The organism is Actinomadura spongiicola (assembly GCF_003432485.1).
Classification (GTDB): domain Bacteria; phylum Actinomycetota; class Actinomycetes; order Streptosporangiales; family Streptosporangiaceae; genus Spirillospora; species Spirillospora spongiicola.
In genome coordinates this window covers 1-20,398 of record NZ_QVNQ01000018.1, presented here as the reverse complement: position 1 = coordinate 20,398, position 20,398 = coordinate 1, and the positions used below count along the sequence as shown (strand labels likewise).

The 20,398-nt window shown below is 72.0% G+C and carries 18 protein-coding genes; 9 read left to right on the top strand and 9 right to left on the bottom strand.

Annotated elements, in window-relative coordinates:
* Positions 1-473 precede the first annotated feature (473 nt).
* Positions 474-1,373: a hypothetical protein gene (locus D0T12_RS34090; RefSeq protein WP_147339742.1), complete on the top strand. Its 900-nt coding sequence runs from the start codon at positions 474-476 to the stop codon at positions 1,371-1,373.
* Between the two features lie 46 nt (positions 1,374-1,419).
* On the top strand, positions 1,420-2,460 hold the full coding sequence (locus tag D0T12_RS34085) for a beta-propeller fold lactonase family protein (protein ID WP_117405154.1): 1,041 nt from the start codon (positions 1,420-1,422) through the stop codon (positions 2,458-2,460).
* Positions 2,461-2,659: 199 nt separating this feature from the next.
* Here D0T12_RS34085 and D0T12_RS34080 read toward each other — a convergent pair whose 3' ends face one another.
* Positions 2,660-3,445: an IclR family transcriptional regulator gene (locus D0T12_RS34080; protein WP_117405152.1), complete on the bottom strand. Its 786-nt coding sequence runs from the start codon at positions 3,443-3,445 to the stop codon at positions 2,660-2,662.
* Between the two features lie 92 nt (positions 3,446-3,537).
* Here D0T12_RS34080 and hutH point away from each other — a divergent pair, with 92 nt between their 5' ends.
* Genes hutH through hutI form a run of 5 tightly spaced genes read left to right on the top strand, consistent with a single transcriptional unit; the run spans position 3,538 to position 10,513 of the window.
* Positions 3,538-5,085, top strand: a complete 1,548-nt coding sequence (hutH, locus tag D0T12_RS34075; protein ID WP_117405185.1) for a histidine ammonia-lyase — start codon at positions 3,538-3,540, stop codon at positions 5,083-5,085.
* Between the two features lie 40 nt (positions 5,086-5,125).
* On the top strand, positions 5,126-6,781 hold the full coding sequence (gene hutU / locus D0T12_RS34070; protein ID WP_117405150.1) for a urocanate hydratase: 1,656 nt from the start codon (positions 5,126-5,128) through the stop codon (positions 6,779-6,781).
* Positions 6,778-7,977 carry an allantoate amidohydrolase gene (locus D0T12_RS34065; protein ID WP_117405148.1) on the top strand — a complete coding sequence of 400 codons (1,200 nt, stop codon included), beginning with the start codon at positions 6,778-6,780 and terminating at the stop codon, positions 7,975-7,977. The genes hutU and D0T12_RS34065 overlap by 4 nt, the downstream gene beginning before the upstream one ends.
* Before the next feature lie 10 nt (positions 7,978-7,987).
* Positions 7,988-9,337, top strand: a complete 1,350-nt coding sequence (locus tag D0T12_RS34060) for a formimidoylglutamate deiminase (RefSeq protein WP_117405145.1) — start codon at positions 7,988-7,990, stop codon at positions 9,335-9,337.
* A gap of 12 nt (positions 9,338-9,349) precedes the next feature.
* On the top strand, positions 9,350-10,513 hold the full coding sequence (gene hutI / locus D0T12_RS34055; protein ID WP_199487868.1) for an imidazolonepropionase: 1,164 nt from the start codon (positions 9,350-9,352) through the stop codon (positions 10,511-10,513).
* Here the strand turns inward: hutI and D0T12_RS34050 are convergent.
* The 3 genes from D0T12_RS34050 to D0T12_RS34040 are packed head-to-tail and all read right to left on the bottom strand — an operon-like array spanning position 10,501 to position 13,241.
* Positions 10,501-10,995 carry a flavin reductase family protein gene (locus D0T12_RS34050; protein ID WP_199487867.1) on the bottom strand — a complete coding sequence of 165 codons (495 nt, stop codon included), beginning with the start codon at positions 10,993-10,995 and terminating at the stop codon, positions 10,501-10,503. The two genes, hutI and D0T12_RS34050, sit on opposite strands and share 13 nt — an antisense overlap.
* On the bottom strand, positions 10,980-12,683 hold the full coding sequence (gene sppA / locus D0T12_RS34045; RefSeq protein WP_117405141.1) for a signal peptide peptidase SppA: 1,704 nt from the start codon (positions 12,681-12,683) through the stop codon (positions 10,980-10,982). The genes D0T12_RS34050 and sppA overlap by 16 nt, the downstream gene beginning before the upstream one ends.
* Before the next feature lie 51 nt (positions 12,684-12,734).
* Positions 12,735-13,241 (bottom strand): PaaI family thioesterase, encoded by a 507-nt coding sequence (locus D0T12_RS34040; protein ID WP_233526468.1) that lies wholly within the window; start codon positions 13,239-13,241, stop codon positions 12,735-12,737.
* Positions 13,242-13,336: 95 nt separating this feature from the next.
* Between D0T12_RS34040 and D0T12_RS34035 the strand changes: the two genes are divergently transcribed.
* On the top strand, positions 13,337-14,194 hold the full coding sequence (locus D0T12_RS34035) for an NUDIX domain-containing protein (protein ID WP_117405137.1): 858 nt from the start codon (positions 13,337-13,339) through the stop codon (positions 14,192-14,194).
* A gap of 181 nt (positions 14,195-14,375) precedes the next feature.
* On the opposite strand, the gene D0T12_RS34030 is transcribed toward D0T12_RS34035, so the two are convergent.
* The 3 genes from D0T12_RS34030 to D0T12_RS34020 all read right to left on the bottom strand — a co-directional run bounded on the left by D0T12_RS34030 (position 14,376) and on the right by D0T12_RS34020 (position 17,591).
* A complete protein-coding gene (locus D0T12_RS34030) occupies positions 14,376-14,738 on the bottom strand; it encodes an ACT domain-containing protein (protein WP_117405135.1) in 363 nt (120 codons plus the stop codon).
* A gap of 9 nt (positions 14,739-14,747) precedes the next feature.
* Positions 14,748-16,976, bottom strand: coding sequence for a 1,4-alpha-glucan branching protein GlgB (gene glgB, locus D0T12_RS34025; protein ID WP_117405133.1), 2,229 nt, complete (start codon positions 16,974-16,976; stop codon positions 14,748-14,750).
* A 396-nt stretch (positions 16,977-17,372) separates the two neighbouring features.
* On the bottom strand, positions 17,373-17,591 hold the full coding sequence (locus tag D0T12_RS34020) for a hypothetical protein (RefSeq protein WP_117405131.1): 219 nt from the start codon (positions 17,589-17,591) through the stop codon (positions 17,373-17,375).
* A 209-nt stretch (positions 17,592-17,800) separates the two neighbouring features.
* Between D0T12_RS34020 and D0T12_RS34015 the strand changes: the two genes are divergently transcribed.
* Entirely contained in the window at positions 17,801-18,559 is a 759-nt protein-coding gene (locus tag D0T12_RS34015) for a GntR family transcriptional regulator (protein WP_117405180.1), read from the top strand.
* Positions 18,560-18,571: 12 nt separating this feature from the next.
* Here D0T12_RS34015 and D0T12_RS34010 read toward each other — a convergent pair whose 3' ends face one another.
* A complete protein-coding gene (locus tag D0T12_RS34010) occupies positions 18,572-20,014 on the bottom strand; it encodes a maltokinase N-terminal cap-like domain-containing protein (protein ID WP_117405129.1) in 1,443 nt (480 codons plus the stop codon).
* A 2-nt stretch (positions 20,015-20,016) separates the two neighbouring features.
* On the bottom strand, positions 20,017-20,398 hold a 382-nt coding region (locus D0T12_RS34005; RefSeq protein WP_199487866.1), incomplete at its 5' end, for an alpha-glucosidase C-terminal domain-containing protein.

Genomic DNA, 20,398 nt, shown 5'->3' with positions numbered 1-20,398 from the left:
GTTTTCATGCGTCAAGGCCGCCGTCCGACGGCCAGCTCCCGCCCCGGAGGCTCCCATGCCTGACGATCCGCCCCGCCATCGTCGTGTCCGGCTCAGGGTGACCCCGCCGCGCTAGCGCGGTCGTAGCGGTCACTTCGGCCCACACCGTTCGGCGAGACGAACACTCCTTCGCCGTTCTCATGACCTTCACGCCCCGCCGCGACCCTGACGCGGGGCGTCCCACGCGATCGGCGTGACCTCCGCGGCCCGGCTTCGAGCCCGGCCGTCGCGCCAATGCGCCATTCCTCGTTGCCCCGAGGAATGTGGAAATGGTCGTTCCCGTCGGTCGCCGTTATCGAGACGTGCATTTCGCCTGCCCGATTTCACGGAATTCCTCGACTTTTGGAATTGGCAGGCATTGCCCTTTCTTTCGGGGTCGCCCGGGTCTACCTTCACGGTGTCCGAACACATCGACCGTGATTGGCGGTTTCGCGATGAGTCAGATCTCTCGGACGGAATGGGCGGGCCGATGGGACGCCATGGTCCAGGCACCGACCCTGACCAAGCTGTACTGGCTGCTGCGGGTCGGAGTGGCCGTGGAATACATCGGACACGGATGGGCGGGCCTGAGCCGCTCGCGGGCCTGGCTGCCCTACTACGACCTGTTCGGCATCCCCGCCGACTTCGCGCTCGACTACATGTTCTACATCACCGGCACCATCGACATCACCGTGGGACTGCTCGTCTTGTTCTGGCCGGCCCGGATCCTGCTCCTGCACGCCACCGTGTGGGGAGTGTTCACCGCGCTGCTGCGTCCCACCGTCGGCGAAGGCTGGTGGGAGTTCCTGGAGCGCGGCGGCAACTACGGGATGCCCGCGGCCATGCTGATCCTCGTCGGGCTGGGAGGCTGGTCCGTCCGCGGCTGGCTCCAGCGCGCCGACGCGCCCACCGCCGTGACCGACCGCACCCTCGACGCGGCGCACTGGGCCGCCCGCGGCGGCCTGGCCCTCCTCCTCATCGGCCACGGTGGATTCGGGGCGTTCGAGAACAAGCCCTACTGGTACGACTTCTTCGACTTCTTCGGCATCACCCGTTCCACGGTTGATTCCGCGAATCTCATGGTGGTGTTCGGCACTTTCGAGATCATTCTCGGACTGGCCGTTCTCATCGCGCCCGGACGGGCCCTGCTGCTCTTCATCCTCGGTTGGAAACTCTTCACCGAACTGCTGCGGCCGCTCGTCGGGCAGGAATGGTTCCAGTTCGTGGAACGCGACGGCGACTACGTGCTGCCGGTCGCCCTGATCCTCATGTCCGTCCTCTACGCCGATTCCCTTCGCCGACGCGCACCCGCCGCCCCGCCGGACCCTGAACCGAGAAGTGCCTCCACACGGTGAACTCGGCCTTCAGGCGTCCGCCCGGCCACTCCGAAAGGAACCCGCAATGTCCCCCCGCAACCGTGCCCTGAAAACGCGTCTCGCCTCGCTCGCGATCCTGGCCGGCGCCGGCCTCTGCACGGCGAGCCCCCTGGCCGTCCCCGCCGCCCACGCGGACCACCTCGACGGTCACGGCACCACGGTGACCCGTCCGTCCTACAAGCCGGTCGTGCTGGCCACCATCGCCGTCGGCCTCAACCCCCGCGCGGTGGCGTTCGACCCCGACTACGAGACCGCCTACGTCGCCAACGCCGGCTCCAACACCGTCTCGGTCGTCGACGTGGAGGAACGGAAGGCGATCGCCACCATCGACGTCGGGACGTTCCCCTACGGCGTCGCGTTCGTGCGCGACGGCGCGTACGCCTACATCCCCAACCGCGACTCCGACGACCTGTCGGTCATCGACACCGGCACCCGGAAGGTGGTGAAGACCGTCAAAGTCGGCGACGCCCCCCGCTGGGTCGCCCTCGCCCCCGGCGGCCGGCACGCCTACGTCGCCAGCACCGGATCCGGTGAGATCACCGTCATCGAGACCAAGACCCACACCGTGACCGCCTCCATCCCCGTCGGCAAGTCGCCCCGCGGCGTCGCCTTCACCCCGGACGGCCGCTTCGCCTACTCGGCCAACTCCGACTCCGACGATGTGTCGGTCATCGACACCCGAAGCCAGAAGGTCGCCGCGACCATCACGGTCGGCGACGAACCCCGCGGCGCCTTCGTCACGCCGAACGGCCGGACCCTCTACGTCTCCAACACCATCGGTGGGACGATCTCGGTCATCGACACCCGCACGCGCACCGTCACCGACACCATCACCGTCGGCACCAACCCCCGCGGCATCAACCTCCACCGCCGCGGCCCCATCGCCTACGTCGCCAACTCGGGGTCCGACACCGTCAGCATCTTCGACACCCGCACCAACTGCGTCCTCGGCGACGTCGCCGTGGGCGACGACCCCCGCTGGACCGACGCGGGCCCGAACGGTGACTACATCTACGTCACCAACACCGGCTCCCACTCGGTCTCGGTCGTCACCGTGAAGCGCTGACCACCACCGTCGACCGCCGCGCCGGGCGTCGCGACCCCCGCACCGGGACGGCCGCGACGCCCGGCGCGGCGACCGCGCTCGACCACATACGACCGGTCGAGTCGGTACCGGGGCTACTTGGCGGCGAGGGAGTCCGCGGGCCATCGAGGTCAACGGCGGTCTCTTCCTCGGCCCGACCGGAGATCGCCGACTCCCGCCGTCAAGCCCTGGACGGTCGGGGCGCTGGCTCCGGGGGACGTCCGGTCAGGCGGGTCGTGAGGGCGGCGGCCGTGGTGCGGACGCGGGCGGCCAGCGCGGGCCAGGCCTCCTCCGGGTGGTCGTCGCGGCGGAAGGTGACGGTGATCGCGGCGGTGGGATGGCCGGTGTGGTCGAACACGCAGGCCGCGATGCTGGCGAACCCCTCGGTGATGTGGCCGTCCTCGACCGACCAGCCCCGGTGAGCGTCCTCGGCCAGGACGCGGCGCAGCTCCCGCAACGACTGCGGGCCCCGGCCCGTGCGGTTGACGAAGCGACCCGGCAACAGGGCCCTGACCTGCGCGGCGGACAGGTGGGCGAGCATGGAACGGCCGCTGGCGGTCAGGTGGGCGGGCATCCGGACGCCCACGTCGGTGATCAGGGTGGCGTGCCGCGGCGGCTGCTCCTTGAGCAGGTAGAGCGTCTCCGGGCCGTGCAGGATGCCCAGCTGGGCGATCTCGCCGACGCCGTCGACCAGGCGGCGGAGCAGCGGGCGGGCCAGGCGTTCCAGCGGCTCGTGACGCAGATAGGCGGAGCCGATCTCGAAGGCCGCGACGCCAAGGCCCCACCGGCGTTCCTCGGGGATGTAGGTGACGAAACCGTCGTCCGACATGGCCGTGAGGAGGTGGTACGTGCTCGACCGCGGAAGGTCGAGGGCGCGGGCGATCGTGGACGCGGGAAGCGGGCCCGGGGCGGCGGCCAGCAGACGCAGCACCGCCAGGGCCCGGCGGGCGGCCGGTACCTGGGACATGGTCGTATTGTCTCGAATCTGAGACAGGTTGAGCGTCCGGGGTCTCGTAAGAGCCGCGTTGGGGGGCTGGAATGGTGGGCATGAGCGTGAACATGGGGGACGAGGGTGGCGTCCGGGTCGGACCCGAGGCGTTGGGCTTCGCGCAGGTCGTGGCCGTGGCGCGGGACGGTGCGAAGGTCACCTTGACGGACGAGGCGCTGAAGCTCGTCGCGGAGTCCCGGGCGCATGTGGAGGAACTGGCGGAGCGTTCCACGCCCGTCTACGGAGTCTCCACCGGGTTCGGGGCGCTCGCCACCCGGCACATCGCCCCGGAGCAGCGGGCGCAGTTGCAGCTGAACATCGTCCGGTCCCACGCGGCGGGGTCGGGTCCGGAGGTCGAGCGGGAGGTCGTCCGGGCGCTGATGCTGCTCAGGCTGCGGACGCTCGCCACCGGCCGGACCGGCGTCCAGCCCGTGACGGCCCGGACGTTCGCCGCGCTGCTCAACGCCGGGATCACGCCGCAGGTCTTCGAGCACGGCAGCCTCGGCTGTTCCGGCGATCTCGCGCCGCTCGCCCATGTGGCGCTCGCGTTGATCGGCGAGGGGTCGGTGCGGGACGCCGCCGGGGAGCTGAAGCCCGCGGCGCAGGCGCTGGACGAGGCCGGGATCGCACCGGTCACCCTGGGCGCCAAGGAAGGGCTCGCGCTGCTCAACGGCACGGACGGGATGCTCGGCATGCTCGTCCTCGCGATCGAGGATCTGCGGCGGCTGCTCACGGCCGCGGACGTGGCCGCGGCGATGAGCGTCGAGGCGCTGCTCGGCACCGACCGCGTGTTCGCCGCCGACCTCCAGGAGCTGCGGCCGCATCCGGGGCAGGCGGCGTCCGCGGCGAACCTGCGGGCGCTGCTCGGCGACTCGGAGATCATGGAGTCGCATCGCGGGCCCGACTGCACCCGCGTGCAGGACGCCTACTCGCTGCGCTGCGCCCCCCAGGTGAACGGCGCGGCCCGCGACACGCTGGCGCACGCCGAACTCGTCGCGAGCAGGGAACTCGCGTCCGCCGTCGACAACCCGGTCGTCCTGCCGGACGGACGGGTCGAGTCGAACGGCAACTTCCACGGCGCGCCCGTCGCGTACGTGCTGGACTTCCTCGCGGTGCCCGCCGCCGACGTCGCGTCGATGTCGGAGCGGCGCACCGACCGGATGCTCGACAAGGCCAGGTCCGCCGGGCTGCCCGCGTTCCTCGCCGACGACCCGGGCGTCGACTCCGGCCACATGATCGCGCAGTACACGCAGGCCGCGATCGTGTCCGACCTGAAGCGGCGCGCCGCCCCCGCCAGCGCCGACTCGATCCCGAGTTCGGCCATGCAGGAGGACCACGTGTCGATGGGCTGGAACGCGGCCCGCAAGCTGCGCCGGTCCGTGGACGGGCTCGCCCAGGTCATCGCCATCGAGATCCTCACCGCCGCGCGGGCCCTCGACCTGCGCACCCCGCTGCGGCCGGGACCGGCGACCGCCGCGGTCGTCGCCAAGCTCCGGGAGGCCGTTCCGCCGCCCGGCCCGGACCGCTACCTCGCCCCGGAGATCGCCGCCGCGACCGCGATGGTCCGGGACGGCTCCCTGGTCGCGTCCGCCGAGGCCGTCACCGGCCCGCTCGCCTGAAGCCGCCCGCCTGAAGCCCGCTCTCCCGAAGGAGCACCAGATGTCAGGTCCACGTCCCGTCCGCGCGCCGCGCGGCACCTCGCTGACCGCCGCCAAGGGCTGGCCGCAGGAGGCCGCCCTGCGCATGATCCAGAACAATCTCGACCCGGAGGTGGCCGAGCATCCCGACGAGCTGGTCGTCTACGGCGGGACGGGGAAGGCCGCCCGGAACTGGGACGCCTTCGACGGCATCATCGCGTCGCTGGCGGACCTGGAGGGCGACGAGACGCTCCTCGTCCAGTCCGGAAAGCCGGTCGGGATCTTCCAGACGCACGAGTGGGCGCCCCGGGTGCTGATCGCGAACTCCAACCTCGTCCCGCAGTGGGGGACGTGGGAGGAGTTCCGGCGGCTGGAGTCGCTCGGGCTGACGATGTACGGGCAGATGACCGCCGGGTCGTGGATCTACATCGGCACGCAGGGCATCCTCCAGGGCACCTACGAGACGTTCGCCGCCGTCGCGGAGAAGCGGTTCGGCGGCTCCCTCGCCGGGACGATCACGCTGACCGCCGGGCTCGGCGGGATGGGCGGCGCGCAGCCGCTCGCCGTGACGATGAACGGCGGTGTCGCGATCTGTATCGAGTGCGACCCGTCCCGCATCGACCGGCGCGTCGAGCATCGGTACTGCGACGTCCGGGCGGAGAGCCTGGACGAGGCGCTGCGGCTCGCGGAGGAGGCGAAGGCGACGCGGCAGGCGCTGTCGATCGCGGTGCTCGGCAACGCCGCCGAGATCGTCCCGGAGCTGCTGCGGCGGGGCGCGCCGATCGACATCGTCACCGACCAGACCAGCGCCCACGACCCGCTGGCGTACCTGCCGGTCGGCGTCGCGTTCGAGGACATGGCCGCCGAGCGCGACAAGGACCCGGCCGCGTTCATCGAGCGGGCCCGGACGTCGATGGCCGCGCACGTCGAGGCGATGGTCGGCTTCCAGGACGCGGGCGCCGAGGTCTTCGACTACGGCAACTCGATCCGCGGGGAGGCGCAGCTCGCCGGGTACGAGCGGGCGTTCGACTTCCCCGGGTTCGTGCCCGCGTACATCAGGCCGCTGTTCTGCGAGGGGAAGGGGCCCTTCCGGTGGGCGGCGCTGTCGGGTGACCCGGCGGACATCGCGCGGACCGACCAGGCGATCCTCGACCTGTTCCCCGACAACGAGCCGCTGACCCGCTGGATCAAGATGGCGGGGGAGCGGGTCCACTTCCAGGGCCTGCCGTCCCGGATCTGCTGGCTCGGCTACGGCGAGCGCGACAAGGCCGGAGAGGTGTTCAACGACCTGGTGGCGCGCGGTGAGATCAGCGCGCCGCTCGTGCTCGGCCGCGACCACCTCGACTGCGGGTCGGTCGCCAGCCCGTACCGGGAGACCGAGGGCATGGCGGACGGTTCCGACGCCATCGCCGACTGGCCGCTGCTGAACGCGATGCTGAACACCTCGTCCGGCGCGACCTGGGTGTCGATCCACCACGGCGGCGGCGTCGGGATCGGCCGGTCCCTGCACGCGGGCCAGGTGTGCGTCGCGGACGGGACGCCCCTCGCCGGCGAGAAGCTCCGCCGCGTCCTGACCAACGACCCGGGAACGGGCGTCATGCGGCACGTCGACGCCGGGTACGACCGCGCGGTGGAAGTCGCCGATGAGCGGGGTGTGCGCATCCCCATGCGCTCATGAGTTTTGAGGAAATGTGGGCGGCGTTGCTGCCCATCGGGCGGGACGACGCGACCGGCGGCTACGACCGGTTCGCGTGGACGCCGCCCGAGTTGGAGTGCCGCGCCTGGTTCCTGGACGAGGCGCGGCGCCGCGACCTGGAAGTCGAGCACGACGCGAACGGGAACATGTTCGCCTGGTGGTATCCGGACGGGGTACCGCGCGAGGGCGCCGTCCTGACCGGAAGCCATCTGGACTCGGTTCCGGGCGGCGGCGCGTTCGACGGGCCGCTCGGCATCGTGTCCGCGTTCGCGGCCGTCGACCTGATGCGGGAACGCGGCGTCACGCCGCGGCGGCCGATCGGGATCGGCGCGTTCGCGGAGGAGGAGGGCGCGCGGTTCGGCGTGGCGTGTCTCGGGTCGCGGCTGCTGGCCGGGGCGATCGACCCGGCGCGCGCCCGCGGCCTCACCGACGCCGACGGCCACACGTTCGCGGAGGTGCTGCACAACGCCGGAATCGATCCCGACGGGATCGGCCCCGACGCCGACCTGCTCCGCCGCGTCGGCTGCTACGTCGAGCTGCACGTCGAACAGGGCAGGGCGCTCACGGAACCGGTCGGGGTCGCGAGCGCGATCGTGCCGCACGGCCGGTGGCGGTTCGCGTTCGCGGGGGAGGGCAACCACGCCGGGACGACGGGCCTGCCGGACCGGCGCGACCCCATGCTGCCGTTCGCGGCCATGGTCATCGCGGCGCGGGAGGCGGCGGAGCGCAACGGCACCGTCGCGACCGTCGGGAAGGTCCGGGTCGTCCCGGGCGGGGTGAACGCGATCGCGTCGTCGGTCACCGGCTGGCTGGACGCGCGGGGACCGGCGGACGACGCCGTCCGGCGGACCGTCGCGGAGGTCGACGAGGCCGCCAGGGTCGCGGCGCGCCCGCACCGGGTCAGCGTCGAGCTGGCGGAGGAGTCCTACTCCGAGGTCGTCGACTTCGATCACGGCCTGCGGGACCGGATGGTCGAGACGCTCGGCGGCGCGCCCGTCCTGCCGACCGGCGCGGGGCACGACGCGGGGATCCTGTCGGCGCGGGTGCCCTCGGCGATGCTGTTCGTCCGCAACCCGACCGGGGTGTCGCACGCGCCCGCCGAGTCCGCCGAACCCGCGGACTGCCTGGCCGGGGTGGACGCGCTCGCCGCGGTGCTCAACGACCTGGCACAAGGGTAGGTAACCGAATATGCAGTGGTATGCCCAGTTGGCCTGGCTCGGCGACCGGGTCGCCACCGACGTGCTCATCGAGACGGACGGCGAGCGGATCGTCCGGGTCGAGTCCGGCGTCCCCGCCCCGCCGGACGCGCGTCGGCTGACCGGCCTGACGCTGCCCGGTCTCGCCAACGCGCACTCGCACGCCTTCCACCGCGCGCTCCGCTCCCGCGTCCAGGCCCACTCCGGGACGTTCTGGACGTGGCGCGACCAGATGTACAAGGTCGCCGACCGGCTCGACCCCGACACCTACCGGACGCTCGCCACCGCCGTGTTCGCCGAGATGGCCCTCGCCGGGATCAGCTGCGTCGGCGAGTTCCACTACCTGCACCACCGGCCCGGCGGCGCCCCCTACGCCGAGCCGAACGCGATGGGCGAGGCGTTGATCGCCGCCGCGGCCGACGCGGGCATCCGGATCACGCTCCTGGACGCCTGCTACCTCACCGGCGGCATCGACCGTCCGCTACAGGGGTCGCAGCTCCGCTTCGGCGACGGCACCGCCGGCAACTGGGCGCGCCGTGTCGAGAGCCTGCGTGAAAAGACCCAGAAGGCGGGGCTCTCCCACGCTCGGGTGGGAGCCGCGATCCACTCCGTCCGGGCCGTGCCGCGCGAGCAGCTCCGGGCGGTCGCTTCGTGGGCGCAGGAGCACCGCGCGCCGCTGCACGTCCACCTGTCCGAGCAGCCCGCCGAGAACGACGCGTGCCTGGACGCCTACGGCATGACCCCGACGCGGCTGCTCGCCGAGTCGGGGGCCCTCGGGGCGCTGACCACGGCCGTTCACGCGACGCATCTCACCGACGACGACATCGGCCTTCTCGGGACGACGACGACCGGCGTGTGCATGTGCCCGACCACCGAACGGGACCTCGGCGACGGCATCGGCCCGACCCGTGACCTCGCGGGCGCCGGTTCGCCGATCTGCCTCGGCTCCGACCAGCACGCCGTCATCGACCTGTTCGAGGAGGCCCGCGCGGTGGAACTGGACGAGCGGCTGCGCACCCAGGCCCGGGGCCACTGGACGGCCCCGGAACTGCTCGCCGCCGCCACGTCCAACGGCCACTACGGGCTCGGCTGGCCGGAGGCGGGACGGCTGGAACCCGGCGCGTACGCCGACCTCGTGACCGTGGCGCTCGACTCGGTGCGGACGGCCGGTTCCGTACCCGAATACGCCGCCGAGGCCGCCGTGTTCGCCGCGACCGCCGCCGACGTCCGGCAGGTCGTCGTGTCCGGGCGGGAGATCGTCCGGGACGGGCGGCATCTGCTGGTCGACGACGTACCGGCGGCGCTCGCCGAGGCCGTCGCCGCCGTGACGAAGGACGCGTGAGAGGCTGCCGTGGTGAGCACAGTCATCGCGAACATCGGGGAACTGGTCACCAACGACCCGGCCGTCGGCGACGGCCTCGGGATCATCCATGATGCCGCGCTGGTGATCGACGACGGCAAGGTCGCGTGGACGGGCCCGTCCGCGGACGCGCCCGCCGCCGACACGTGGTTCGACGCGACCGGACGGGCCGTCCTGCCCGGCTTCGTCGACTCGCACGCCCACCTCGTGTTCGCGGGGGAGCGCGCCGAGGAGTTCGCCGCGCGGATGAGCGGCCAGAAGTACGACGGCGGCGGCATCCGGACGACAGTGGAACGATCCCGGGCCGCGTCCGACGACGACCTCCGCGCCACCCTCCGCCGCCTCATCGACGAGATGGCCCACCAGGGCACGACGACCGTCGAGTGCAAGTCCGGTTACGGGCTCACGGTCGAGCAGGAGGAACGCGCCGTCCGCATCGCCGCGGAACTCGCCGACGAGGTCACCTACCTCGGGGCCCACGTCGTTCCCGTCGAGTACAAGGACGACACCGCCGGGTACACGCGCCTGGTCGCGACGGAGATGCTCGCCGCCTGCGCCCCGCACGCCCGCTGGGTCGACGTGTTCTGCGAGAAGGGCGCCTTCGACGCCGACCAGGCCCGCGAGATCCTGCGCGCCGGGATCGCGGCGGGGCTGAGCCCGCGCGTGCACGCGAACCAGCTCGGTCAGGGGCCCGGCGTGCAGGTCGCCGTGGAGGTGGACGCGGCGTCCGCCGACCACTGCACGTTCCTCAGCGACGCCGATGTCGACGCGCTCGCCTCGTCCCGAACCGTGGCGACGCTCCTGCCGGGCGTCGAGTTCTCCACCCGCCAGCCGTACCCGGACGCCCGCCGCCTCCTCGACGCGGGCGCCACCGTCGCGCTCGCCAGCGACTGCAACCCGGGCTCCTGCTACAGCTCCAGCATGGCGTTCTGCGTCGCGGTCGCCGTCCGCGACATGCGCATGACGCCCGCCGAGGCCGTGTGGGCCGCGACGGCGGGCGGTGCCCGCGCCCTGCGGCGCACCGACGTCGGACACCTCGGAGTCGGCGCGCGTGCGGACGTCCACGTCCTGGACGCCGCGTCCCACATCCACCTCGCCTACCGTCCCGGCGTTCCCCAGACCGCCGCCGTGTGGAAGGCCGGGACTCAGGTCAAGTAACGGCGGTTGGCCCTGACCAGGGGTTTCGCGTCGCCGGTGACGTAGTCGGCGGCGAGGACCTCCGCGACGAACAGGGTGTGGTCGCCCGCCTCCACCGTCTGGCGGGTCTCACATTCGAGGGCGGACACGCCGCCGTCCGGGATGAGGGCGTCCGTGTGCGCGCCGCGGTGATGGGGCGCGCTCGCGAGGAGGATGCGGGCGCTCGGACGGCCCTCGGCGGCGAACCGCCCGGCCAGGGCCCGCTGCCCCGACGACAGGACGGTCGCCGCCCAACGGCTCTGCCGTAGCAGCACCTCCGTCAGGTACGACGACGTCGTCACGCCCGCCACCACCAGCGGCGGGTCCAGGGACACCGACATGAACGACGTGACCGTCGTGCCGAGGTCGTCGCGGCCGTCGCGGACGGTCAGCACGACGACGCCCGTGGCGAACCCGGCGACCGCCTCGACGAAGCCGGTCGCGGCGGTCAGCGGACCTCCCACGGGCCGGTCAGCGTCAGCGGACCGGCGGCGGGCAGGCCGAGCCGGGCGGCGAACCCGCCGAGGGAGCCCCAGCCGTCGAAACGCGCGGACGCGGCGGTGCGGTCCTCGCTGGACTCCGGCGGGCGGAGCCGCTCCAGCGGCGACACGTGCGGGTAGACCCGGACGGGGGCGTCGACGGCGAGGCCCGCCTTCTTCCGGGCCAGGTCGAGGGCCGTGTCGATGCCGCCGAGCACGTCGACCAGTCCGCCGTCCTTGGCGTCGGCGCCCGTCCACACCCGGCCCCGGGCCAGCTCGTGGACGCGTTCGCGGGTCAGGCCGCGTCCCTCCGCGACCTTCGCGGTGAAGTCGTCGTAGATCCGGTCGAGGGCCGCGTTGACGCGCTCCCACTCGGAGTCGCTGAAGTCCTTGGTGGCGCTGGACATGCGGGCGTGGTCGCCGACCGCGACGCTGCCGAGCGTGACGCCCAGCCGGTCCAGCAGGCCGTTCACCACGGCCTTGCCGGTCACGACGCCGATCGAGCCGGTGAGGGTGCCGGGCTGCGCGACGATCGTGTCCGCCGCCATCGCCACGTAGTAGCCGCCGGACGCGGCGACGTTGCCCATCGACACGATCACCGGCTTGCCCGCGCGGCCGGCCAGCACGACCTCCCGCCAGATCGCGTCGGACGCGACGGCCGAGCCGCCGGGGCTGTTCACCCGGAACACGATCGCCTTGACCCGCTCGTCCTTCACGGCGGCGCGGAACGCGGCGCCGATCGTGTCCGAGCCCATCGCGGGACCGGAGTTCGGCAGCGGGCCGCCGCGCCCGCTGCGGCCGAGCCGGATCGGGCCGTGCCCGTTGATCAGCGCGACGGCGTCCTGCCGCCCGGGCTGCGGCAGCCTGCCGGCCAAGCCGTGCGCTCGGTTGTAGCGGGCGACATAGCGCAGTTGCGCCTCCTCGCCGAACTCCGCGCGCAGGTCGGCGTACACCTCGTCGCGGTAGGCGAGACGGTCGACCAGCTTCTCCGCCAGGGCCTCGTCGGCGAGGAACGGGCCGCGGTCGGTCAACGCGCGGACCGTCTCCTCCGGGATCCCGCGGCTCGCGGCGATCCCGGCGACGATCTGCTCCCCGAGCGAGGCGACGAGCCGTTGCGACGACTCCTCGTGCTCGGGCGTGTAGCTCTTCTCCATGAACGTGTTCGCCATGGTCTTGTACTCGTGGCGCTTGGCGAACCTCGGCTCCACGCCCGCCTTCTCCAGCGCTCCCGCGAGGAACGGCTCCTCCAGGGCCAGCCCGGTCAGGCCGACGTCGCCCGTGGGCTGGAGGTAGACCTTCTCGCAGACGGTCGCCAGGTAGTAGGGGACGGTGCCGCGCCCGCCCTCGCCGTAGGTCTCCGCCCACGCGACGGTGAGTTTGCCCTCGTCGCGCAGGGCCTGGACGGCCTCGCGCACCTCCTGGACGAGCGCCAGCCCGATCCCGCCGCCGACCTTCATGACCAGGGCGCGCACCCGGGCGTCGGAGCGGGCGCGGCGCAGGCCGTCCAGGACGTCGCGCAGACTCGTCCGACGCATGGACATGATCGCCGAGATCGGGTCGGTCGGCGCGGTCTCCACGATGCCCTCGGTGAGGTCGAGTTCGAGGATCAGCGGGGCCGTCCGCCGGTCGCGGGCCTGCTTGATGACGTTGACGACTGTGCCGGGATCCACCATGCGCCCCAGCCTATGCGCTCCTACGAGGGCGCTCCGGTGGTCCGGGGTCGCTCAGACGGAGAACGCCTTGTTCGGGACCACGCTCGCGGACGCCTGCGCCACCGGGCGTCCGCGTTCGTCGTGGATCAGCGCGTTGGAGACCATGCGGGTGCCGCCGGGGTGCAGGCACGTTCCCGTGACCGTGTAGGTGGCGCCCGCCTGGACGGCGCGCAGGTAGTCGACGTTCAGGTTCAGCGTCAGCATCGGCGTGAAGCGAGCGAAGGTGCTGCTCGCCGCGAGGCAGGCCGCGTTGTCGAGGATCATCGCGATGTAGCCGCCGTGGACGGAGCCCGCCGGGTTGCACAGCCTCCCGGACGGCGTCCAGGTGATCTCGACACGGCCCGGCTCGGCGGACGCGACGGCCTGCCCGATGTGCTCGGCGACGTCGGAGAACTCCGGGATGTGACCGTCCGCCATGGCCTGGATGAGTTCCGCCGCCGACAGCGTGTTCCACAGGTCGAGCACCCGCTGGTCCACGTCCAGGCCCGCCTCGACGCCCAACTCGCCCTCCCTGTTCACGCCGACGATCATGCCGACCCTTGGATGCTATGCGGTGACCGGGCCGGAGGCGTTGTGCCGTTCATCACGGCCGTCGCACGACTATCGTCGAACTCATGGGCGACGGGGACGGGTGGGCCGACTGCGATCTGGGGCACACCCACTGGGGACGGTTCGGCGCCGCGGGCCTGCTGGCCTACCACCGTGACGCCGACGGCCAGGTGTGGGTGCTGTTGCAGCAGCGCGCGTGGTGGGGCCTCGGCGGCGGGACGTGGGGCATGTTCGGCGGCGCGCTGCACAGCCATGAGGACGCCGTGACGGGGGCGCTGCGGGAGACGTCCGAGGAATGCACGCTCGACGTCACGGCCGTGAACGTGCACGGCACGACCGTCGACGACCACGGCGGCTGGTCGTACACGTCCCTGACGGGATCGCTGCCGGAACTCCTTCCCGTCGAGCCCGCGTCGCGGGAGACGCGCCGCGCGGAGTGGGTGCGCGTCGAGGAGGTCACCGACCGCAAGCTGTTCGCGCCGTTCGCGCGGTCCTGGCCCGGTCTGCGGGACGCGATGAAGAGCGTGGTCCTGGTCGTGGACGCGGCCAACGTCGTCGGCGCTCGAGCCGACGGCTGGTGGAAGGACCGGGCGGGCGCGAACGCGCGGCTCCGCGACGACCTGAAGGGCCTCGACACGGGGGTGCGGGGCCTGCCGGGCGGGCTCGTCCCGTTCGACTCCTGCTTCCCCGAGGTCGTCCTTGTGGTCGAGGGGGCCGCCAGGCGTGTCGCGGACGAACCGGTGGAGGGGGTCCGGGTCGTGGCCGCGCCGGGCAGCGGCGACGACCAGATCGTGGACCTCGTCCGGGACGCGGGCCCGGACACCGTCCCGCTCGTGGTGACGGCCGACCGGGAACTGCGGGCCCGCTGCGAGGCGGCCGGAGCCGCCGTCACCGGCCCGCGCTGGCTCCTCGACTGTATTTAACGCAGGAACGGCCCACTGCGCTCGCCTGGCGGCTCGCTACGTGCCCGTTCCTGGGGCGAACGCGCATCGCTTCGCGATCCGCCCGGCTCCGCTTGCCTTCGGCGTCGCTGCGCCGGGCGGGTCACGCGTTCGCGTGCGGGCTGAGGCCGCCTCGAAACAGGCTCTGGTTCTGGGCGGGTGATCAGGCCTCGACGCGGTGGCCGGCGTTGCGGAGGGCCGTGGTCGCGTCCTTCAGCCGGTGCTCGGGGACCAGGACGAGGTCGGCGTGGTAGGTCGACGCGACGAAAACCGAGACCCCGGCGTCGGCTAGGGGGCCGACGATCGCGGCGAGCATCCCCGGCGTATCGATGCCGTGGGCGGTGTCGCCGTAGAGACCGACCCAGCGTTCCGCCTCCGTGAACGGTGACGCGTCCCGGATCACGGTGAGGCCTTCGGGGGCGCGTACCAGCGCGATCCACTCGTCGTCCTCGGGCAACGTGACGTTCGGGAGGTGCTCCACGACGAACTGGGACGGGACGATGTGCAGGCGTTGCGCAGTGGTCATCGCGACACCCTATTCAGGGACGAGCCACACCGCCCCCAGAGGCGGGACCCGCAGGACAGCCGACGCGGGCAGCCCGTGCCAGGGTTCGTCGGTCGCCTCCACGCGTCCCAGGTTGCCGACGCCGCTGCCGCCGTACTCGTAGGCGTCGGTGTTGACGATCTCGCGCCAGCCGCCCGCGCGGGGCAACCCGAGCCGGTACTCCTCGTGCGGGTTCCCCGCGAAGTTGACGACGCAGGCCACCACCGGCGGATCGGGTTCCAGGGACGCCCCGTAGCGCAGGTAGGAGAGGGTGTTGCCGCCCGCGTCGTTGCCGTCGATCCAGCGGAACCCCTCGTGGTCGCTGTCACGGGTCCACAGCGCGGGCCGGTCGCGGTAGGCGCGGTTCAGGTCGCGGACGAGTTTCTGCGTCCCGAGGTGGTGCGCGCCCTCGGCGGCGTTCTCCAGCAGCCACCAGTCGAGCGGGCGCTCCTCCGCCCATTCGGCGCCCTGCCCGAACTCCTGGCCCATGAACAGCAGCTGCTTGCCGGGATGCGACCACATGTAGGCGAGAAGCGCGCGCAGCCCCGCGAACTGCTGCCACGCGTCCCCCGGCATCTTGCTCAACAGCGAGCCCTTGCCGTGGACGACCTCGTCATGTGACAGCGGCAGGACGTAGTTCTCCGAGAACGCGTACACCAGCGAGAACGTGATCTCGTTGTGGTGGTAGTGCCGGAACACGGGTTCGTGGCGGAGGTATTCGAGCGTGTCGTGCATCCAGCCCATGTTCCACTTGAACCCGAACCCGAGGCCGCCGAGATGGGTGGGCCGTGACACGCCGGGCCAGGCCGTGGACTCCTCCGCGACCGTCATGACGCCCGGGTTCCGCTTGTAGACGGTCGCGTTCATCTCCTGGAGGAACGCGATGGCCTCCAGGTTCTCGCGGCCACCGTAGATGTTGGGCGCCCACTCGCCTTCTTTGCGCGAGTAGTCGAGGTAGAGCATCGAGGCGACGGCGTCCACGCGCAGCCCGTCGATGTGGAACTCCTCCAGCCAGTACGACGCGTTCGCCACCAGGAAGTTACGGACCTCCGCGCGCCCGAAGTTGAACACGAGCGTCCCCCAGTCGGGGTGTTCGCCGCGCGCCGGGTCGTCGTGCTCGTACAGGGCCGTGCCGTCGAAGCGCGCCAATGCCCATTCGTCCTTGGGGAAGTGGGCGGGAACCCAGTCCATGAGGACGCCAATACCGGCCTGGTGGAGCCGGTCGACGAGATGACGGAAATCGTCGGGGGACCCGAAGCGTGACGTCGGCGCGTAGTACGACGTGACCTGGTATCCCCAGGACGGCCCGTACGGGTGCTCGGCGACCGGCAGCAGCTCCACGTGCGTGAAACCCATGTCGCGCACGTATTCAGTGAGTTCCTCCGCGAGTTCCCTGTAGCCGAGCCCGGGGCGCCATGAACCGAGGTGCACCTCGTACACGCTCATCGGTTCGTGCAACCAGTCGCGATCCTTGCGGGCGTCCATCCAATCGCCGTCGTCCCATTCGTAGGACGAGGTGAAGACACGGGAGGCCGTGGCGGGGGGCTGTTCCGTGTACTGCGCCATCGGGTCGGCCTTGGTGCGCCGCACGCCGTCCGCGCCGAGGACCTCGTACTTGTAGCACTGGCCGTCACCGACACCGGGGACGAACAACTCCCAGACGCCGGTGGAGCCGAGCGACCGCATCGGGTGGGCGCGGCCGTCCCAGTGGTTGAAGTCGCCGACGACGCGGACGCCGCGCGCCGTCGGCGCCCACACCGCGAACGTCGTTCCCGTGACCGTGCCGAACGCGGACGCGTACCCGTGGACCCGGGCGCCGAGCGCCCGCCACAGCTCCTCGTGCCGCCCCTCGCCGATCAGGTGCAGGTCGAGGTCGCCGAGCGTCGGCAGATGCCGGTACGGGTCGTCCTGGACGTTCTCGACGCCGTCCCCATAGGTGACGGCGAGCCGGTAGTCGGGGGTGGCGAGGGGCGCCTCGCCCGCGCCGGCTCCGGACAGGGACGCGCCTTCGGGCAACGTCCCCACGAACAGGCCCTCGTGGAAGTGTCGGAGGGGGTGCCGGTCCCCGTTCGGCAGGACGACCTCGACGCGCTCGGCGAGCGGCCGCAGCGCCCGGACCGTCACGCCGTCCTTGCCGGGATGGGCGCCGAGCACACTGTGCGGGTCGTGGTGCTCTCCGGCGACCAGCCGGTCGATCTCCGCCCGCGTGACCCGTGGCATGACCTCGCATCTCCCGTCCGCCGGACTTTTTACCGGAGTAGGGATGCCCCGAGATGCGCCTGTCTCACGTCCGGATCGCACCTGTTTCCGGGAGCTTGAAGATCTCGGGGAAACGCGCCGGTCAGAGCGTCGCGGTCCCGGTCACGGTCATCGCGAGAACGGCCGTTGCGACCGCACGGGCGGCGCGACTCTTTGTCGAGGGGGTCGCGCCGATTGCACCGCCCGTGCGGCCACGTCTACCTGGCCCCAGTGGTGACATCGACCACACCACCGTGAGCTCCATTCCTGTGTCACCTTAGCGACACAAGTACCTGCCGTACCGGAACGTCCCGTCCGGCACGCCCGCGTACGCGGACGGCGCCGCACCGTTCCACGACCGTTCCCGATGACCGCGCTTCACCTCTCTTCGCGCTCCTGGCGGGTCTGGTCGAGCAGCAGCCGGCGAAGCCCCACCGAGTCGTCCGCGGCCACCGTCATCGCGAGTCCCGCCTGGAGTTGGGCGTCGCTCAGGTCACCGCTGCGGGTCGCGTAGTAGCGTCCCGCGTCGCTGCGCCAGACCTGCCAGCCCGGGTACTCCTCCTGGATGGCCGCCTTCAGATCCTCGAAGTCGCCCATCAAGGTCGTCCTTTCCCCGAGGCCGCTCTTCTGTATACAAAAGTCTTACTCGGTCCGAGAAGTGTCAAGCTGTCCGTAAGCGGACCGTGCCCCCGCGGATAGCGCGTGGAAGGTATGGATCACTGGAGGGCGGGCCAGGATCGAACGCCGCGTCGAACGACCTGTCGTACGGCTGGTGGGCGCGCCCCGACGAAGGGAAGGTGACGCCGGTGCCGGACCGTCCCGCCTACCTGCGCATCGCCGACACGCTGCGAGAGGGGATCCGGGACGGCAGCCTTCCGCCAGGGACCCGGCTGCCGACCATCGCGGAGTTGTGCGAGGTCCACGGCGTCTCCGAGATCGTCGTGCGGCAGGCCGTCGCCCTGCTGCGCGGCGAGGGTCTCGTCGAGACGCGCCGCGGCGGCGGCACGCTCGTCAAGGTCGTCCCCCCGGCGCGCCGGGTGGCGATGGACCGCTACCGGGCGGTGACCAGGCCGCTGGCGGTCCCCGAGACGACCTTCACCCGCGACCAGAAGATCACCTGGGAGGAGTACCGGCTCGACCGGCGGTTCACCCGGGTCCGGGCCGACGACGACCTCGGCGCCCTGTTCGAGCTGCCGACCGGCACCGAGCTGCTGCGCCGCCGGTTCGTGTTCTACTCGCGCGGCGAGCCGCAGCAGATCTCCGTCAACTACCTGCCGTGGTCGCTCGTCGAGGACACGCCCGTGGCCGACCCGGCGCGCGAGCCGTGGCCCGGCGGGACGCTGGCGCAGCTCGCCTATCTCGGCCATCCGCCGACCCGGGTGGAGGAGTCCGTCCGCTCCCGGATGCCGACCCCCGAGGAGGCGGAGACGCTCGGCATGTCGGGCGGCGTGCCCGTCCTCGCGATCACCCGCCGGTTGCTGTCGCGCGCCGCCGTGATGGAGGTCTGCCGCGACATCGTGCTCCCCGCCGACCGGGTCGTCCTCGACTACTCCATCGACCTGTGAACCCGGCCCCGGTCAGCCCGCGAGGTGGGCCAGCGACCGCAGCGGGACGGGCAGCCACGACGGACGGTTGCGCGCCTCGTAATGGATCTCGTAGACCGCCTTGTCGAACTCGAAAGCCCGCACCAGCGCGGCGTGCGCCGTGGGGTCGGGGCCGCCCGCGGCGGCGTAGCCGTCGCAGAACGCGGCCCGGTTCCGTTCCGCCCACGCCCGCGCCCGCAGCTCCAGCGACTCGGCCGTGTCCGGCGGCAGGTCGGTGTCCCGCGCGATCAGGTAGCGGGCCGCGTACTCGAACGAGCGCAGCATTCCGGCGACGTCCCGCAGCGGATGCGCGGGCGCGCGACGCTCGGCGGGCGTGCGGCCCGGCTCGCCCTCGAAGTCCAGAAGCATCCACCCGGCGTCGGTCCGCATCACCTGGCCGAGGTGGTAGTCGCCGTGCACGCGCTGCACCGTCAGCGCCCGCGCGTCCGCGGCGACCTCGTCGAACACCGCGCGGATCGCGTGGGCGTACGGGCGTATCTCCGGGACGGCGGCGCTGACCCGGTCGAGATGCTCGTTCATCGCGAACACGGCGTCGCGGACGTCCTCGGGCGTCCGTCGCGTCACACCGAACGCGGCGGCGAGATCGCGGTGCACCTCGGCGGTCGCCGCGCCGAGCCGTTCCGCCTCGGCCGCGAAGTCGCCGCCGGCTGCGGCCGCGTCGCTCGCCGTGACCTCCGGGAGCGGGCCGGGGTGCGACGGCTGGGCGAGCCAGTCGCGGACGCTGGTGAGCGCGAACCGCCAGCCGTCGGTGGCGCTGCGAAGGAACTCCGAGACGAGCGCCAGCGTGACGGGCTCGGCGGCGCCGCCGAGCCCGGGTTCCAGCTCGATCCACCCGTGCACGGCCGGGACGTGCGCGCAGCCCTGGCGGCCGAGCGCCAGGTTCACCTCCAGGTCCGGGTTGACGCCGGGGGACAGGCGGCGGAACAGCTTGCAGATGTAGGCGTCACCGAAGATCAGTGAGGTGTTGCTCTGCTCGGCGGCGGTGGGCGTGCCGTCCAGGTCCGTGCGGATCTCGGTCCCGGGCGCGCGGTGGAACCGCAGCGGCCCGACCGTCGCCTCGTCCGCCATGAAGGCGAGCAGCGGACGGGTGAGCTCCGGATCGTGGACGGCGTCGTAGACGTGCCCGTTCATCGCGTGCCCGTCGAACGCGTGCCCGTCGGTCAGCCGTCCGATCTCGACGTGGCGGAGGCGGTCGGGCAGGTGGCGGCGGGTGCCGAGAAGGACCTGGTAGTGGTCGGTGGCGCCGTTCTGGTGGACGTCGAGGACGAGGTGGTGCAGGCCGGGGTCGCCGGTGCGCAGTTGGGTGGCGGTGCCGATCGTCAGGTCGTCGATGGGCCCGTCTTTGCCGCCGAACCATCGCTGTGCGGGCAGCCAGCCGGACAGGAGCCGGATGAGGGAAGGGCCGGACGGCGGCACTGCTATCTCACTCCTTCTCCTGATTCGTGCTCCGCGGGCGGCGGCAGCAGGAACCAGTAGAAACCGTGGCCGGGCAGGGTCAGCAGATAAGGCAACTCGCCGATGGCGGGGAACTGGACGCCGCCCATGCACTCGATCGGCGTGGAACCGCGGAAACGCCGCAGGTCGAGTTCGACAGGCTGCGGGAACCGCGACAGGTTGTTCACGCAGAGAATGGTGTCCATGCCGCCCCACTGGTTGGTCTCCCCCTCCTCGAACTCGCGGGTGAAGGCGAGGACGGAGGGGTTGGAGGCGGAGAGTTCGACGTAGGTGCCGACGCCGAAGACGGGGTGGCGTTGGCGGATTTCGATCATGGTGCGGGTCCAGTGGAGGAGGGAGCCGGGG

What these genes read in the sequence shown, in the direction of transcription:
- D0T12_RS34065 (WP_117405148.1), top strand. Translation starts at nt 6,778, where the DNA reads ATGAGTTTTGAGGAAATGTGGGCGGCGTTGCTGCCCATCGGGCGGGAC.
- D0T12_RS34060 (WP_117405145.1), top strand. Translation starts at nt 7,988, where the DNA reads ATGCAGTGGTATGCCCAGTTGGCCTGGCTCGGCGACCGGGTCGCCACC.
- D0T12_RS34085 (WP_117405154.1), top strand. Translation starts at nt 1,420, where the DNA reads ATGTCCCCCCGCAACCGTGCCCTGAAAACGCGTCTCGCCTCGCTCGCG.
- D0T12_RS34035 (WP_117405137.1), top strand. Translation starts at nt 13,337, where the DNA reads ATGGGCGACGGGGACGGGTGGGCCGACTGCGATCTGGGGCACACCCAC.
- hutH (WP_117405185.1), top strand. Translation starts at nt 3,538, where the DNA reads ATGGGGGACGAGGGTGGCGTCCGGGTCGGACCCGAGGCGTTGGGCTTC.
- D0T12_RS34020 (WP_117405131.1), bottom strand. Translation starts at nt 17,591, where the DNA reads ATGGGCGACTTCGAGGATCTGAAGGCGGCCATCCAGGAGGAGTACCCG.
- D0T12_RS34080 (WP_117405152.1), bottom strand. Translation starts at nt 3,445, where the DNA reads ATGTCCCAGGTACCGGCCGCCCGCCGGGCCCTGGCGGTGCTGCGTCTG.
- glgB (WP_117405133.1), bottom strand. Translation starts at nt 16,976, where the DNA reads ATGCCACGGGTCACGCGGGCGGAGATCGACCGGCTGGTCGCCGGAGAG.
- D0T12_RS34090 (WP_147339742.1), top strand. Translation starts at nt 474, where the DNA reads ATGAGTCAGATCTCTCGGACGGAATGGGCGGGCCGATGGGACGCCATG.
- hutU (WP_117405150.1), top strand. Translation starts at nt 5,126, where the DNA reads ATGTCAGGTCCACGTCCCGTCCGCGCGCCGCGCGGCACCTCGCTGACC.
- D0T12_RS34030 (WP_117405135.1), bottom strand. Translation starts at nt 14,738, where the DNA reads ATGACCACTGCGCAACGCCTGCACATCGTCCCGTCCCAGTTCGTCGTG.
- sppA (WP_117405141.1), bottom strand. Translation starts at nt 12,683, where the DNA reads ATGGTGGATCCCGGCACAGTCGTCAACGTCATCAAGCAGGCCCGCGAC.